This window comes from Aquaspirillum sp. LM1, assembly GCF_002002905.1.
Classification (GTDB): Bacteria; Pseudomonadota; Gammaproteobacteria; order Burkholderiales; family Aquaspirillaceae; genus Rivihabitans.
The window spans coordinates 3,008,522-3,025,178 of sequence record NZ_CP019509.1 but is presented as its reverse complement, the minus strand read 5'-3'; the positions used below and the strand labels follow the sequence as shown (position 1 = coordinate 3,025,178).

13 protein-coding genes are annotated in these 16,657 nt (G+C 60.6%); all 13 read right to left on the bottom strand.

Annotation, left to right across the window (positions count from 1 at the left end):
• Positions 1-21: 21 nt before the first annotated feature.
• On the bottom strand, positions 22-870 hold the full coding sequence (locus BXU06_RS13035) for a hypothetical protein (protein WP_077300406.1): 849 nt from the start codon (positions 868-870) through the stop codon (positions 22-24).
• 113 nt (positions 871-983) lie between these two features.
• Positions 984-1,661, bottom strand: coding sequence for a DUF4145 domain-containing protein (locus BXU06_RS13030; RefSeq protein ID WP_077300403.1), 678 nt, complete (start codon positions 1,659-1,661; stop codon positions 984-986).
• A 465-nt stretch (positions 1,662-2,126) separates the two neighbouring features.
• Positions 2,127-3,440, bottom strand: a complete 1,314-nt coding sequence (locus BXU06_RS13020) for a diguanylate cyclase domain-containing protein (protein ID WP_077300397.1) — start codon at positions 3,438-3,440, stop codon at positions 2,127-2,129.
• A 24-nt stretch (positions 3,441-3,464) separates the two neighbouring features.
• Positions 3,465-3,899 carry a response regulator gene (locus BXU06_RS13015; RefSeq protein ID WP_150125203.1) on the bottom strand — a complete coding sequence of 145 codons (435 nt, stop codon included), beginning with the start codon at positions 3,897-3,899 and terminating at the stop codon, positions 3,465-3,467.
• Positions 3,900-5,216 (bottom strand): ATP-binding protein, encoded by a 1,317-nt coding sequence (locus tag BXU06_RS13010; protein WP_150125202.1) that lies wholly within the window; start codon positions 5,214-5,216, stop codon positions 3,900-3,902.
• Entirely contained in the window at positions 5,213-7,300 is a 2,088-nt protein-coding gene (locus tag BXU06_RS13005) for an ATP-binding protein (protein WP_077300391.1), read from the bottom strand. Before BXU06_RS13005 ends, BXU06_RS13010 begins: the two co-directional genes overlap by 4 nt.
• A gap of 48 nt (positions 7,301-7,348) precedes the next feature.
• Entirely contained in the window at positions 7,349-8,413 is a 1,065-nt protein-coding gene (locus BXU06_RS13000; protein WP_077300388.1) for an HD-GYP domain-containing protein, read from the bottom strand.
• A gap of 51 nt (positions 8,414-8,464) precedes the next feature.
• Positions 8,465-12,298 (bottom strand): PAS domain S-box protein, encoded by a 3,834-nt coding sequence (locus BXU06_RS12995; protein WP_150125201.1) that lies wholly within the window; start codon positions 12,296-12,298, stop codon positions 8,465-8,467.
• 145 nt (positions 12,299-12,443) lie between these two features.
• Complete coding sequence (locus BXU06_RS12990; protein ID WP_077302880.1) at positions 12,444-14,069, bottom strand: methyl-accepting chemotaxis protein; 1,626 nt, start codon at positions 14,067-14,069, stop codon at positions 12,444-12,446.
• A gap of 213 nt (positions 14,070-14,282) precedes the next feature.
• Positions 14,283-15,206: an ADP-ribosyl-[dinitrogen reductase] hydrolase gene (gene draG, locus BXU06_RS12985; protein WP_077300382.1), complete on the bottom strand. Its 924-nt coding sequence runs from the start codon at positions 15,204-15,206 to the stop codon at positions 14,283-14,285.
• Positions 15,200-15,781 (bottom strand): nitrogen fixation protein NifQ, encoded by a 582-nt coding sequence (locus BXU06_RS12980; protein ID WP_077300379.1) that lies wholly within the window; start codon positions 15,779-15,781, stop codon positions 15,200-15,202. The genes draG and BXU06_RS12980 overlap by 7 nt, the downstream gene beginning before the upstream one ends.
• Positions 15,782-15,855: 74 nt before the next feature.
• Positions 15,856-16,218, bottom strand: a complete 363-nt coding sequence (locus BXU06_RS12975; RefSeq protein WP_077300376.1) for a 2Fe-2S iron-sulfur cluster-binding protein — start codon at positions 16,216-16,218, stop codon at positions 15,856-15,858.
• A 151-nt stretch (positions 16,219-16,369) separates the two neighbouring features.
• Positions 16,370-16,657: a 2Fe-2S iron-sulfur cluster-binding protein gene (locus tag BXU06_RS12970; RefSeq protein ID WP_077300373.1), complete on the bottom strand. Its 288-nt coding sequence runs from the start codon at positions 16,655-16,657 to the stop codon at positions 16,370-16,372.

Genomic DNA, 16,657 nt, shown 5'->3' with positions numbered 1-16,657 from the left:
GTGGTCCGCCGGAACGATTTGTTATGTTTCTATTTCGCCTGCCGCCCTGGTGCAGTTTTCTGACAGTATGAATGGAATAGGATTTTCGTTGTCAAATTCATCTAGCAATTCGATTATTCTACCTCTTGCTACACCAATAATTAATTTGTTGTTTTTGTATTCAATTCCAATGCCAGCAAATCTAAAACTTAGATCAAGATCATCTTTCAAAACCTCATGTTTTGAAAAAAAATAAATTGCACCACCGCTCATCCCTTTGGGGTGAGTGGCCATACTGACTTTGCCTTTGTATTTTAAAATTGCATTATTTCGACAGTAATCCCCAGTTATTTCCAATCTATTATTTGTGCGAATCTTTGAAATTATTGTGAAATATTTAGCGCTTTTGAAATAATTCCCACTTTCGTCGGTGTGTACAAAATTTTCCTTCAGTGCTTCTGGTGACTTGCTTTTATGTACACTCTTAGTAGTTGACTGGCTTATCGGAAATCCAGTCCATGCAAAAAAACGCTTCTCAAATCCATTTAGGGATTTTTTTTCAATGTCAAAGTAGTTTTTTTGCTCAAGAACCCTATTAAAGCAATCAACAACAACAATGTCATCGTCTTTGAATATTTGATGGCCAATTGCGAATGTTTTTATTTGATGAAAAGTCCCGTCAGCAAAAAACAAAAAAACACGTTCAAAATCAACCCCTCCGTCTAGTGCGTGTGCAGCGAAAATAATATAGTGGCTGCCTTTGTATTTTACAAGCGTGCCTGTAGATGAGAAATTGTAGCCTCCCAATTCATCCTTAATGTATAAAGGAAGTACAAACCTCTGCGATTGTCTATCATAGCTGTCCGACTGATAGATATAGCTGTCATTCATTTTTTTCTGCTCGCGTTATTTGTTGATTGATTGAAACATAACGATGAAAATCACCGGACGGCGGACAGCGTAGCTGGCCGTCGGTCCGGTGGATTGTGATGTTAGGCATCATCTTAAAACTCAGTCTCAACTTGTTTTGGCAAGATGTAAACGTCTTTAAGCAGGTGCTCAATAATGTCCATTGCAAGAGCCAGTTGCTTGTCACTGTGCGGCTTTACTTCATGTGCCGCTGCATTTCCAAGAGAACGAATTTTGTGAAGAATCGCTGCACCCTCCGGCGTAAGAATTCCTTTAGTAACCAAATCATCAATTTTTTTCAGCAAGTCTTTTCCCGCCGCATTTTTCTCTTTGCAGACGGTTTCAAGCAATGCACGAAGACCTATTGCGGCAAGAACTGGTGATTGGCTAGAGAGGGCATGAAGCGTTTCATCATAAATACGCCTCACGTTCGACGGCAGGTAATGGGTTTCGTTCCCTAAGCCTTTGACCCCGTCAATGCGAGATGGGTATAGATTTTCAGAGACGGCGTACTCATATTCGTCATGACTAATGGAGTAATAGTCATCTGAATTCGAACTGGCTTCCCTGAATGAAATTGTTTTACAGCCTAGACATTGAACGATTTGGTAATCAGTAGACCATTCAAACGAATAGTCGCGATCCCCCTCCGATCCACGAACATCCATCGATGCTAATACCTTGTGCGCAGTTTTCCCTGAGCATTTAACGCAAGGAAGATCGTGTTCTTCACCTTGGGTTTTGTTCAATAGATACTTGATTTCGCGTGACATAGTTTCTCCAAGATGCCTAACTTAGATTATACGACAACTGTCGCCCTAATCGACTTAGACGACTGTCGCATAAGTCAAAAAACCACGACAACCTACTGTTTTTAAAAGATAAACCACCAAGCAAACGCGCCATAGTGTCGTCTACTCCGCTCACGCCCCCAACCTCACCGCCCAAACAACTCGCAGCAGCCCAGCAACGCTTCGGCCCACGCACCACAGCCCACAAACACCGCAGCTTTATGTAACTAGGATTACAACACCATCTCACACCCTGTGGCAACCAGCATCCCAAAAAAATAAACATCTGCCTTGCATGCCACAATCGCCCCGGTTTTCCCCACCACGCACAAAGCGCTGACTGATTGAGAAAAACCGTACCACCTGCAAAAAAACACAGCAAAATCAAAGCCCTGGATTCCCGCCTTCGCGGGAATGACGATTTTTTCAGCGTTTCCCCTGTCGAGCTTATCCCACACACCCTACCCGATTAGCAAACACATAGTAGCCATTTTTACCCGCCAGCTTGGCCTGGTACATCGCCTGGTCGGCCTGGCGCAGCAGCAGGTCGGCGTCGCTGTCGTCGTCCGGCAGGTGGAAAGTCACGCCGATGCTGGACGACACCTGCAAGGCGGCGCCCTGGTAGTCCACCGGCTCGGCAGCAGCGGCCAGCAGGCGGCCAATCAGCGGCGTGCTGGCGGCCATGTCTGGCAGTTCGGTGAGGATGGCGACAAATTCATCGCCGCCCAGCCGGGCGATGGTGTCGCTTTCGCGCAGGCAGTGCTTCATCCGCTCGGCCACTGTCACCAGCAGCACATCGCCCGCTGCGTGGCCGTAGGTGTCGTTGACCGCCTTGAAGCCGTCCAGATCGATATACGCCACGGCCAGCAACTGGCGGTGGCGGCGGGTTTGCGTCAGGGCGTGGCCCAGCCGATCGGCCAGCAGCATGCGGTTGGGCAGGCGGGTGAGCGAATCATAGTGGGCAATGAATTCCAGTTGCTGCTGGTGCTGCTTTTGCGCGGTGATGTCGGTAAACAGCGCCACGTAATGCCGGGTGTTGCCGGTGCTGTCGCGCACGGCGCTGATGGTCAGCAGCTCGGCGTATTCTTCGCCGTCCTTGCGCCGGTTCCACAGTTCGCCGGCCCAGTAGCCGTCGTCAATCAGTGCCCGCCACATCTGGGCATAAAATGCCGGGCCTTGCCGGTGAGACTTGAGCAGGCCGGGGTTGCGGCCAATCACTTCGTCACGCGGGTAGCCGGTAATGCGCGAAAACGCTTCGTTGACATCAATAATCACCCCGTCTGGCGTGGTGATGACAATGCCTTCGCGGGAATGGCTGAACACCGTGGCGGCCAGGCGCGAATCCGCTTCGCGGCGGTGGCGCAGCATGGCGTAGCGGATGGCCCGGCGCAGCGATGAGCCTTCGCCGCCCTTGGTCAGATAGTCTTCTGCGCCCAGGTCAATGGCGCGCTGGGTGGCGGCCACATCGTCCAGCCCGGTCAGCACCACAATCGGCGCGTCGGTCAGGCTGCGGCAGCGCGGCACGGTTTGCGGGCCGCTGGAGTCGGGCAGGTTCAAATCCAGCAGGATCACGTCCGGAATCAGCCGCTCGCGCTCAATCAGCAGGCGCGCACTGGCCAATGAGTCGGCAATATGCACCACAAATGCATCGTCGGCGCGCTCCAGCAGCTGCCAGCGAATCAGCTCGGCATCGCCTTGTTCGTCTTCGATCAGCAGCACCACCGGGGTCTGCAGGGCGTCATCAGTCTCTGTCGGTGTCATCGCGGCCTCTTCCGGCAGGGTAGGTCAGCTGCGCCCAGGCAAACGCACCAGGTTGATCCAGTAGTCGCCAATGCCGCGCACCACCTTGATGAAATCGTCCACGTCCACCGGCTTGACGATATAGCCGGCAGCAAAGTGGTCGTAGCTGTCGAGCATGTCGCGCTCGGCGTCCGATGTGGTCAGCACCACCACCGGCAGGGTGTGCAGGGTGGGGTCGTCCTTGATTTTGCGCAGAAACTGACGGCCATCCATGCGCGGCATGTTCAGGTCGAGCAGAATCAGCTCCGGCGTGGGCGCGTGGGCGTAGTCGCCCTCGCGACGCAAAAAGGCAAAAGCCTCGACGCCATCCAGTACATGGTGCAAATCCGCCAGCACGTGGCCTTCTTCAAAAGCCAGGCGCACCAGATGGGCATCAGCGGGTTCATCCTCCACCAGCAGGACGGTCAATTTTTGGCTCATTCAGTCATTCTCCAGCGGTAAATCAAAGATGATGCAGGTGCCCCCGTCCAGGCCGTCGTCGATCTGCAGCTGACCGCCGCTCAGGCTGACCATTTTGTAGGCCAGCGCCAGGCCCATGCCGGTTCCCGGCACGCTGTTGGGCACCAGACGGGTGAACAGCCCCAATACCTGCTGGCGGTATTCCGGGGCAATGCCGGTGCCGTTGTCAGCCAGGCGAAACTCGGCCCGCTTGCCGCGCACGCTGACACTGAGCACCAGATGCAAGGGGCGCTCAGGATGGCGGTAACGCAGGGCATTGTCGAGCAGGATCACAAACAGCTCGCGCAGGGTTTTGTCTGGCAGGCACACCGCCGGCCAGACAGAGGGCAGGCTGACGGCCACGCCGGCGGCAGTGGCCCCGCTGGCCTGCAGCGCGGCGGCAAACACCGCAGCGGTGTCGGTCTGGCCGGTGTGGTTCCGGGTGTGGTCCAGCGCCAGATAGCGCTGGGCGTCGCGCACCAGCTCGGACAGGCGCCGGGCCTGGGCGTCGATAAACGACAGGGACTGACGGCTGTCCTCGTCGTCAGCCAGCGCGGCCTTGCCCTGCAGGCGCTGGGCAAAGCTGACCAAGCGGCGGGCGGGCTCCTGAAAATGGTGGGCCATCACTTCGCCCAGCCGGGCCAGCTCCTGATTGCGCGATTGCAGGGTGCCCAGCAGGGTGTCGCGCTCCTGCTCCAGCCGGCGGCGGCGGCGAATGGTGCGCACCAGCCAGGCAATCACCCCGGCCTGAATCAGCAGGGCAGCCAGCAAGCCGGCCATTTGCAAACGCTTGCCGTGTTCGATTTCACGCACCTGGGCATCGACCATTTCTTCCAGCCGCTGCTGGTAGTGCCAGATCTCCTGGGTCTGGTTGCGGCCAGGGGTGATGTCATGCACCATCGACAGCAACAGCTTGCGCCCGTCCACGTCAAACGGGCGGGAAAACACTTCTACGGTGTGCACGCGCTGATTGGCCAGACGGTGACGGAAAATAAAATAATTGCGCCCCTGGCTTTCTGCCAGCTGGCGTTCGGCCGCCACCTGCTCCGGGGTCAGCGTATTGATCTGCTGGATGCTCATGCCCTGCAGCGCCTTGACCGGATAGCCATAAAACCGCTCGGCAGCCGGGTTGGCATCCACAATCTGCCCGGACGCCGGGTCGATCAGCAGCATCACCACCCCCTGGTCGCGAAACACCTGGGCAAACGACGGCAGGCTGGATTCCGCCTGAACCGGGGTCAGCGCCAGCACGCCAAGCCAGCACAGCAGCGCCATCAGCCCATGCAGCCTCCGCCTCACGCCGCGCCGCCTTCCGGCTCGGCATAGTCTGGCGGCTGGGCTGGCAGGGTAAAGCTGAAACGGCAGCCCTGATTGTCGCCAGCGGATTCCACGCTGATGCGCCCGCCGTGGCGCTCGACAATCTTGCGCGCCACCGCCAGGCCAATGCCGGTGCCTTCGTATTTTTCGCGGGTGTGCAGACGCTGGAACACCTTGAACAGGCGGTCAAACTGCTCTGGATCAATCCCGATGCCATTATCAGCCACCCAGAAGCGCCAGCCATCGGCCAGCGGGGCCACGCCCACTTCAATCACTGGCGGGCGGTTTGGCGCGTGGTATTTCAGTGCATTGCCAATCAGGTTTTGCAACAGCCGGGTAAATTCATCCCGACAGGCAATCACCTCCGGCCAGTCGCCGCTGATCTGCACCTCGGCTTGCGCTTCGCGAATGGCCGGAGCCAAAAAGCGCAGGGCTTCGTCCAGACCGTCCCGGCTGGACAACAACCCCATCGGCGCGCCCTTGCGGCCCACGCGGGAATATTCCAGCAGCGCCACCAGCATCTGGTCCATCCGGGTGGCCCCTTCGCTGGCAAAGCGCATCATCTGCCGGGTGTCGTCGTCCAGCTTGTCGGCCAGCCGGCGCATCAGCATCTGCATATAGCTGTTCACCATGCGCAGCGGCTGGCGCAGGTCGTGCGACACCACATAAGCAAACTGTTCCAGCTCGGTATTCGAGCGCGCCAGCGCCTCGGCCTGATTGCGCAGCGCTTCTTCGGCGTGTTTACGCTCGGAAATATCACGGGTAATCGCCAGATGCAGCACTTCGCCGTTGATTTCCATCGGCACGGCGTGGGTTTGCACCCAGTAGCGCCGGCCTTTCAGGTTATTCAGTTCGTACTCCATGATCTGCCGCGCCCCGCCGATCACCTGCTGATGCATCTGCAGATAGGCATCGCGGTAGGCCGGCGCAATCAGGTCCACCACCGGACGCCCCTTCACCTGCTCGAACGAATCGGCACCGATCATGCTCAGGCCAGCCAGGTTCATTTCAATCAGCTCGCCACGCGGGTTAAGCACTTTCACACATTCTGGCTCGGTATCGACTATCGCGCGCAAACGCGCTTCGCTGCTGCGCAGGCGGGCGGCAATCTGGTTTTGTGCCGCCATGGTCTGGCGCAGCAGCATCACCAGTGCGCTGACAATCAGGCTGGCCAGCACTGCCGCCAGCAGCACTTGGTTACGGTGGTAGTAATACGGCTCCAGGATGTCGGCGGTGGCGTGCCCGACGGTAAAGGTCAGGCCGTATTCCGGCATGCGGTAAAAGCCATAGATGCGCGCCACCCCGTCCGACTGGGCCGCCGGTTGCCTGAAGCTGCCAGCGCGCGGTGCGTTGGGCTGCAAATACGGTAGATCCACCAGCTTTTTGCCCATGGCCAGTTCATTATCTGGCTGGCGCGCCAGCATCGCCCCGCTGTCGGCCACCATGCCGGTGACGGCGCTGTCGCCCAGGCCGAGTTTTTCGTTGAAGGTGGCAAAGCTGTCCGGGCTGACCGACACCACCAGCACACCGGCAAACTGCCCCTGGCGCAAAATGGGCCGGGTAAACTGGATTGACCACTTGCCCGACACCTTGCCCTTGACCGGCGAGCTGATGAACAGGCGGTCACCGGCTTGGTCACGCTGCGCCCGGAAGTGCTCGCGCTCGCCCAGATAGACCCGACTGGAGGTTGCCGCCAGATTGGAAAACACCAGATAGCCCTGGGCATCAATCACGCTGATCTGGAACGCCACATCGTTCAAATATTCCATTTCGTAGCGCACGTGCGTGGCAAATGTGTCGGGGCTGTCCCGCCATTGCTCGCGCAAATCGCGCAGCACACCATCCAGCCGCTTGAGGGTGGCCAGCGTGTGTTCGGCGTAGGTATGCGCCTGAAAGGCGGCGGTTTTGTCTGCTTCGCGCAATATGGTGCTGCGGCTGCGCTGCAGTTCAAACCCGGCCCCCAGCCAGATCACGCATAAAATGGCAATCCAGGCCAGGCCCACCAGGGCGCGCGGCTGCCAGCGCAGCGCAGCGGGCGCATCCGTCTTGGGGCGGGCGTGCATCATGCCAGCAGACCACAGGATAAACAGACGACAGGGACACGGCGTGCGGGCTTAATCATGGGGTTCCAGATGACGGTTGCGGATATCCATAATATCGACCAGACAGCGCTGGAAATGTACGGTCACTTCCGGATCAAAATGGCGACCGGCCTGCTCGACAATGAATGCCACGGCGGCGTCCACCGCCCAGGCCGGTTTGTATGGCCGGGCCGAGGTCAGCGCGTCAAACACATCGGCCACCGCCACAATCCGCCCCGAGTGCGGGATGGCCTCGCCGGCCAGGCCGTTGGGGTAGCCGCTGCCGTCCCATTTTTCGTGATGGTTCAGGGCGATTTCATGCGCCAGCTGCAGCAGGCGGGTGTCGTCACCAGCCAGCAGGTCGGCGCCAATCTGGGCATGGGTTTGCATGATGGCCCACTCATGCGGCTCCAGCTTGCCCGGCTTGAGCAGGATGGCGTCAGGAATGCCAATTTTGCCGATATCGTGCATCGGGCTGGCGTGGAGCATCAGCTCGCAGTCGGCGTCATTCCAGCCCAGGCTGCGCGCCAGCAAGGTGGCGTACTGGCTCATGCGCACAATATGCAGGCCGGTTTCATTGTCGCGGAATTCTGCCGCCTGCCCCAGGCGGCGCACCACTTGCAGGCGGGTTTGGTGCAGTTCTTCGGTGCGCACCCGCACCATTTCTTCCAGCACGTCTTTCTGGTCGTTGACCATGCGGTGCGCCAGCTGGGCATCCAGCAGATTGCGCACCCGCATCAGCAGTTCGGCCCGGTCAAACGGCTTGCCAACAAAATCGCGCGCACCCGCCGCCAGCGCCTTGAGCAGGTAATCGCGGCCATGCTGGGCGGTCAGGATCACAATGGGTGCCGGTAGCGGGTCGTTCAACGCCTTGAGTTGTTCCATTACCTGGTAGCCATCCAGATGCGGCATGTTGATGTCCAGCAGGATCAGGTCGGGGCGGGCTTCCTGGTAGTGGCGCAGCACCTCGCGCGGGTCCTGGATCAGGATGCGCTGTTCATAGCCCTGGCTGGCCAGCATCTTGTCCAGCAGCTTCAGGTTGGCCGGCTCGTCATCGACTATCAGAATGCGCGAACCACAGAGTAAATCAGGCGTCATCAGGGCTTCCTTGGCGCAATGCCGCGCGCGCCAGGCCGGCAGGCGTGCGCCTCATTGGGCGACCTCCGGCACAGCGGCGGTGGGTGTGGCCAGCAAGGCATCCAGCACCTGCAAGAAGTGATGAATATGCAGGGGTTTGGTCAGGTAGTCAGCAAAGCCAGCCTGCTTGCCACGGGCGATATCACGTGGCATGGCATTGGCGGTGACCGCCACCACCGGAATATGCTTGAGCCGGGGCTCGCTCTTGAGCACTTCCAGCACCTGGTAGCCATCCATGCCGGGCATGTTGATATCCAGCAGAATCAGGTCGGGCAGATGGCCCAGTGCCAGTTCAATGCCCAGCTCCGGCGCGTGGGCGGTCATCAGCCGGAGATGCGGACGCATGCCCAGAATCTGCGTCACCAGCTTGAGGTTGACCGGGTTGTCGTCTATGCACAGCACGCTGGCGCTGGCCATCGGTTCGGCACCGTCGTCGTCCAGCGCCTCGCCGGCCAGTTCGGGGGGGCAGTAGTGTTCTGCCGGCAACTCTATCCAGAAGCGGCTGCCAACATCGGGCTGGCTTTCCACGCCGATATGGCCGTCCATCATTTCCACCAGGCGCTGGGTAATGGTCAGGCCGATGCCGGTGCCTTCCACTTCGCTGCATTCGGCGTTCAGCCGGTTGAACGGCTGGAATACTTCGGTCAGCCGCTCGGGCGGAATGCCAATGCCGGTATCGGCCACGCTCAGTTGCACATGGCTGCCGTGCGCGTGTGCGTGCAGATGGATCTGGCCATTTTCCCGGTTGTACTTGATGGCATTGGACAGCAGGTTGAGCAGCACCTGCTTCAGCCGCACCCGGTCAGCGCGCATCTGGATGTCGGCGGGAATCTCTAGCTGGATCTGAATCCCGCGCGGGGTGGCCAGCGGCTGGATCAGCTGGCAGCATTCGTCGGCCAGCGCCAGTAATTCCACCGACTCCAGCGACAGGTTGATCCGTCCGGATTCGATCTTGGCTAGGTCGAGCACTTCGTTGATCAAGGCCAGCAGGTGGTGGCTGGCCTTGAGAATTTCATACACATTGTCCTGCTGGTCGGCATTCAGCTCGCTGTCGTATTCCAGCATCTGGGCAAACCCGATGATGGCGTTCATTGGTGTGCGCAGTTCGTGACTCATGCTGGACAAAAAGGTGGACTTGGCCTGGTTGGCGGCGTTGGCCTGCGCCACCGCCTGCTCCAGCGCTTCCTGGCGGGCAATTTCCTCGCTGTAATCGACAAACATATTGAAGCTGTGCAGCAGCTCGCCGGTGTCGGGTGAGGTGATGCTGCGGATATTGCTCAGGCTGACAAATTCGCGCCCGCCCTTGTCACGCAGCTTGAGAAAACCCTGCCAGCCACCGCCTTGCTGCAGGCGGTCGAGGATTTCATTCACCAGCGCCTGCTGCTCGGAAACAATGCCGGTCTGGGTGAATGGCTTGTCGGCCACCTCGGCCAGGGTGTAGCCCAGCAGTTGTTCATAGGCCGGATTGACATACTGGATGCGCCCGGCGGCATCGGCCACCCGGATGGCCTGGTTGGTGGTTTCCACCAGCCGGCGAAACACCAGCAGCGCTTCTTCGGCGCGCTTGCGTTCGGAAATATCACTGTGGATGCCAATCATGCGCACCGGCGCACCGGCGCTGTCGCGCTCGACCACGGTGCCCCGGCACAGAATCCACTTATAGCTGCCGTCCTTGCAGCGCAGGCGCAGTTCCACTGCGTAGTTGGGCAGCTGGCCGTCCAGGTAGCCATTCAGCGCCTGCTGCACCGCCGCCCAGTCATCCGGATGCACACTGCGCTTCCAGGCTTCGATGCTGGGAGGGAGTTCGCCCTTGGCAAAGCCCAGCATGTCTTCGTAGTGGCCGGACAACGGCATGTCGCCGGTCAGCATATTCCAGTCCCACACCCCGTCGCCCGCACCTTCCACGGCAAAGGCGTAGCGGGCTTCGATATGCTTGCGCTCGGTCACGTCGCGGGCCAGCAGGACAAAACGCAGGGCGTCGGCCTGCTCGGGCAATAGCTTGCGCGCCAGCGACAATTCAAAGCAGCGCCGCCCGCGCGGGGTGGTCACCCAGATCTGGTGGCCATACGACACGCCCTGCGCGGCGGCCTCGGCAATCGCCTGGTGTACGGTGCGGGCGGCTTTTGGCTCCAGCACGTCGTCCACGGTCTTGCCCAGCAGCGCATGCACCGGCGCGGCCAGCAGGCCGATATCGCTGGGGTGGATGTCGCAGTAGCGACCGTCCCGGTCCATTTCAAACAGCGGGTCGGGAATCGCCCGGATGGTGGCTTCCAGCTTGCTGAGTGATTCGCGCGCGGCCCGGTCCATTTCGCGGATGCGGGTTACGTCGGAAAACGACACCACCACCCCCAGCGAAGCCTGGCGGGCGTTGGCGGCGGCAATGGGGGCTGACGACATGCTCACCCACACCAGCGAGGCATCCGGGCGCTCCACGCCCATCAGCATATTTTGCTGGCTCAGGCCGGTGGCCAGGGTTTGCATCACCGGATGGGCGTCACCCCGGCACGGGCGGCCATCGGGGTAAACACAACGCCAGATCGGGCTGAGCGCCGAATGGCCCAGTATCTGCTCACGGCTCAGGCCCAGTATCTGCTCGGCAGCCGGGTTGCACTCAATCACCTGGCCATTGGGGTCGTACAGCACAATGCCATCGGCCACGGTATCCACCAGCGAGCGGTAGCGGGCTTCTTTTTCCTGCAGCGCCTGCTCAACCGCCTTCAGGTGGGTGATGTCGGTGCGGATCGACAAATACTGCACCGGCAGGCCCTGCTCATCCAGCACCGGCAGGATGCTGGCTTCCACCCAGTACAGCTCGCCATTCTTGCGCCGGTTGCACACTTCGCCGCGCCAGCTGTGGCCAGACGAAATGGTGTGCCACAGGTCTTCGTAAAAGGACTGGGGGTGACAGTGGGATTTCACCAGACGATGGCTGCGACCGAGCAATTCCTCACGGGAATACCCGCTGATTTCGCAAAATTTGTCGTTAATATGGACAATATTGCCATCGGCATCCGCCACGCTGACAATCGCGTGTTCATCCACCGCCTGACGCAACGGCTCCAGCGGCAAGGGCTGCTCGGCCAGTGCCAGCCGGGTGGATAAACGCGCCCGCCCGGCCCGGCCCTGGGCGGTAATTTGTGCCAGCAGCGCGCTGGCGGCCACCGGCCTGAGCAGGCAGCCCTGCACCGCCACCGGCCAGTGCAGCACGGCGGGATACGCTTCTGCATCGGCCAGCACCAGTACGGGCAGACATTGGCCCGGCAAGGTCTGGCGCAGCACACCCAGCACATCTGGTACGCAACAGCCCGGCAAGGCCGCCCCAATCAGCAGCACATCCGGGTGATACGCCTCCAGGCTGGCCAGCAGTTGCAGCGGGTCGGCCAGGGTCAGCACCTGCAGGCCCACTTGGCGCAGCATGGGCGCGTGCAGCGCCAGGCTGTCGGCCTGATCCAGCAGCAGCACCCGCAATGGCGGGCCGGCCAGGCTGTCCAGCAGGGTATCGATACGCGCCAGCAGCGGATTCAGGTCCGGAGGCGACAGCAGGCAGAAGCCGCTGACGCCCTGGCGTTTCCAGTGAAGTTGCGCCGGCAAGGCCACCGGGCTGGCGCTCCACACCAGCCAGCCGGCGCGGTCACCTGCCTGCTGGCTGAGTTGGGCCTGCTCGGCCAGGCTCAGGCGAGTCAGCCAGTGCCATTCCACCAGCAGAATGGCCGATCGGGTCGGCGCACGGTGGAGGTCGGCCAGGGTCGGGCACCACCAGGGTTCGGCGTGGTGGGCGGCCAGGCGGGTGGCCAGCAAGGCGTCCGGGCCAGGGCAAGGCCCCAGCACCACCACAGACAGTGTCACGCCGTGCATGGTCAATACCCCGCCCCATGGCGCGCATCACGCGCCACAGAAGCCCGAGCAAAAAAAGGGGAAGGCCACGGGGAAATCCGCACGGCACCGGCACTGCACATGTTTTGTCCTTGTTGGAACACCGCTGGAACGCGGCTTACACCTGGTATTGAGTCACCGATTTATGCATGCGTCCCACCATGCTATTAAGTGATTCTACCGTAGCAGTGGTTTGGCTCACCACTGCCATATTCTGTTCGGTCATCGAGGCCACCTGTTCCACACTGCGCGCCATCACCGTCATGGCCCGCTCCTGCTCCTGGGCCGAGTGGCTGATATCGTTGACCATGCCCATGGTGTGCGCCATCTGGCTGTTGATTTCCCGCAGCGCGCCCTGGGCGTTTTGTACCAGTTGCACGCCCTGCTCCACCTGCACCGCGCCAGCGCGCATGCCATTGACCGCCTTGCCGGTTTCGCTTTGCACCGAGCTGATCATCGTGCTGATTTCTGCTGTGGCCTTGGTGGTGCGCTCGGCCAGTTTGCGCACTTCGTCAGCCACCACGGCAAAACCCCGGCCCTGTTCGCCAGCACGGGCGGCTTCAATGGCGGCATTCAGCGCCAGCAGATTGGTCTGGTCGGCAATGTCCTTGATCACCCCGGTAATCCGGGAAATTTCTTCCGACTGCACCCCCAGCCGCTCCACCTGAGCCGCCGAGGTTTTTACCGTATCGGCCAGCGACAAAATGGTCTGACAGGCTTGTTCGGACAATTTTTCGCCCTGGATGGAAGCGTGTGCGGCAGCCTCGCGGGTGGCGCTGGCGTGGGAAGTCACCTCGCCAATCGACACGGTGATTTGCTCAATACCCGCCGCTGCCGAGCTGGTGGCATCGCTTTGCACCCTGGCCGAGTGGCTGACCCCGCCCACGCCCTGGCCCACCTCACGGGAAACCAACTGCACCTGTGTGGCAGAATCTGCCATGCCCTGAACAGTGGCTTGCACCGAAGAAATAAACCGGTCCAGCTTGCTGGCCACCCGTCCCAGCTCATCGCGGCGCGACAAGGCAAAGCGCTGCTTCAGGTTGCCGCTGGTCAGCAGGTTTTCCAGATAGCCATCCAGGCTGGCCAGATCGGCGCGCAGGCGCGGCACAAACAGCAGCAAAAACACCAGGCTCCACACCAGCCCCAGTGCGCCCATGCCCTGCCACAGCGTGCGCAAGCCCTCGGTGGGCAGCAGGCTGCTGGCCAGCAGGCTGAGGCTGACCAGCAGCATGAAACCGCCAAACAGCCAGGACTGATTGCCCAGCCCGACAAAGCGCGCCCACAGCGGCTTGCACACCGGCACCACCTGACCATGCACCACGGCAATCGACTTGTCGCCCTGCTTGATGCGCTGGTACATCGCTGCCGCCGCCTGCACCGCCTCACGCGACGGACAGCTGCGCACCGACTGATAGCCCACAATCTGGCCGTTCTCGCGCACGGGCGAGGCATTGGCCAGCACCCAGTAAAACCCGCCATCCTGACGGCGGTTCTTCACCAGGCCACGCCAGGGCCGGCCTTGCTTGAGGTCGCGCCACATGTCCTGAAACGCCTGCTCGGGCATGTCCGGGTGACGGACCATATTATGCGGCTGGCCTATCATTTCCTCACGAAGGTACCCGCTTATCTGGGCAAATGCCTCGTTGGCTTCGACAATATTGCCGTGCAAATCGGTGCGTGAATAAATGAACTGCCCTTCAGGCAGCAAAGTTTCCACTTGGGTGATTGGCTGGTTGTTGCGCATGAAAAACCCCTGTTTTTTTTTGTGGGTATGGGTGTCAACACGGTTGACGGAGGGTTTGCCAGGCAACCGCCTGGGAGAAACTGGCCAAATGACACCGGACCAGCCCCCAGACGAAACTGAGCAACGTTTTATAAGGATAGGTATTTTTACGTAGGGCGCACAGCATTTTGACCCGCCAACCGCGTCAATACGACCAAAGTCGTATTGGCCCACTCAACGATGCATCGGCAACAGCAGCCAGGCCTGGGTTTCGCAGGCCGTGCGGGTTTTAGCGTCCAGCACCGCCAGCCAACGGCGCGGAATCGCTTTCGGCCCGTAGTGCGCGCCGGCCAGCATGCCGGCAATCGCCCCGGTGGTGTCGGCATCGCCGCCCCGGTTGACCACATCCACCAGGCAGTCTTCCAGCCCGTCGGTATCAAAAAATGCCTGAAACACCGCGTGCAGGGTATCGACGATATACCCGCTGGGGTTGTCGCAACGGCGGCAGCGAAAGGCAAACAGCGGGTATTGCTGCACCAGCGGCTGCACATGGCGTTGCAGCACGGTTTTTTTGTCGGCACCGGCCAGCAGGTCGTGCACCATTGCCACCAGGGTTTCGCAGGCAGCGTCAGACAAGGCGTTGTGGTGGGTCACATGCGCTTGGGCGTGTACGGCGGCACGCACACTGTCGGCGTCCTGGCCCAGGGTGGCCAGCGCCACCGGCAGCAGGCGCATGGCGGCACCGTTGCCGGCGTCGTGTTCCGATGGCAGTGCGTGCGGCTCGCCGGTCTGGCGAAAGCGCACCAGATTGCGCCGCACGGTATTGCCAATATCCACCGGCTTGCCACGCATCCAGCGGTCAAATGCCTGGGCGGCAGCCAGCGGCTCTACCTGACCCTGGCAGGCCAGGATGGCATCGCCCAGCGCCAGGCTCATGGTGGTATCGTCAGTCACCACGCCGGGGCGCAGCTTGAGCCAGCCGCCGCCGGTCAGGTTGCGGTGTACGCCAATCTGCAGCTGGATTTCCTTGGGGGTGAGAAACTCGACCGTAGCGCCCAGCGCATCGCCCACCGCCAGACCCAGATACGCGGCCAGGGCGCGGGCTTCCACCGTCAGCGGAGCCTGCGGGCGCAAGGCCGCGCAGGACAGATTCAGCATTCGGGGCCAAAGCACTGAGGTCGATCGGCGCACGCGTTGCAGGAAGGCGCCGGGCAAACGTAAATCCCCTCGCGGGCGCACAGTTGCCGGTAGATAAATTTTTTCCATTTCATGTCACCTTGGTTGGCCTGGGCCAGAGCCGGGAAATTCAGTGCAATCAGCTGACTGAGCTCCCCCCGGCTGGCCAGGCCAAGATCCTGCCAGAGGTGGTCACGCCCGGCGCAGGCGGTGGTGAGGATGGTGGCCATCCAGGCTTCCACCGGCTGCTGGCCGGCGCGGTGATCAAGCAAAAACTGGTACAGCTCGTCCCATTCCGGCACCCGGTCAGGAACAGCCGCCGGTCGGCTGGTGGGCAAACCGGCGTGCGGAAAATAGTCCAGCCAGAGTTGCTGGAAATCGGCGGCCTCCAGCCCCAGCTGGGCAGGCAGGCAGCCCATGCCGCTGCGCTGGCCGGCCAGCAGGCTGGCCAGCAACAGCCGGTTCGGATGATCGCCTGCCTGCATCGGGCCAGATGCAGTTTGCAGCAGGCTGGTATACAGCATGGCGCGGTATTCAAGGCGGTCCGGACCGTTCATGAGAACTCTCCAACTCACAGCGCAGCATCCCCGCCGTCTGGCGCAGTCAGGCCAGATGGCGGAGCGTGCCGGGCTTATTTGCTCGGGTATTCAACCAGAATGTCTTCGTCACGCACGATCATCTGGCAAGCCAGCCGCCATTGGGTCGGCGGAATGTCGTCCACGCGCATTTGTTCGATCTGCGCCTGGGTGATGTGGCCCATTTCTTTCAGCACATTGATTTCGCGGTCGGTCAGCGGGCCGCCCATCGGCGAGCGCTTGGTGTCAACCGACGACACCTTGACCAGACAGGTGCCGCATTCGCCATTGCCACAGCCGAAGTCGATCGGGATGTGGTTTTCCTTGGCCAGCGACAGAATGGTCTGGGTCAGGCTGCCGGCGACGGCGTACACCGTCTTGTCTTTGTGCAAATGGCTGGAAAAAGTAATCAGCGCCATGGTGTTGCTCCTGGGGTGGGAAAAAACCGGGCGATTTGCCCGGCACAACACGCCCTGAACAAATCGCGATAAGGTGCCGCGCACGGCGCGGCGAGCCTGCAAGCCGGCAGGGCGTCAGGAGTCCCGATGCGCCCAGCCCGGCCCAGGCCAGTTAGGCAGGCCGCACCACCACTTCGCCCCCCAGAATCTGCGCCTGACAGGCCAGTCGGTGGTTGCGCGGGGCCATATTGTCTTTCAGCACCTGGTCTTCCAGCATTGATGGGCTGGCCAGGTTTTCAGCACCCGACACCACCTTGGTCAGACAGGTGCAGCATTCGCCTTCGCGGCAGCCATAGGTAATGCCGGCTCCCACTTTTTCCGACACTTCAATCAGCCGGGTGCCGGCGGGAACGGTGACCGAAACACCGATATCTTCAAACGTGACTTTGGCTTTGGCCAT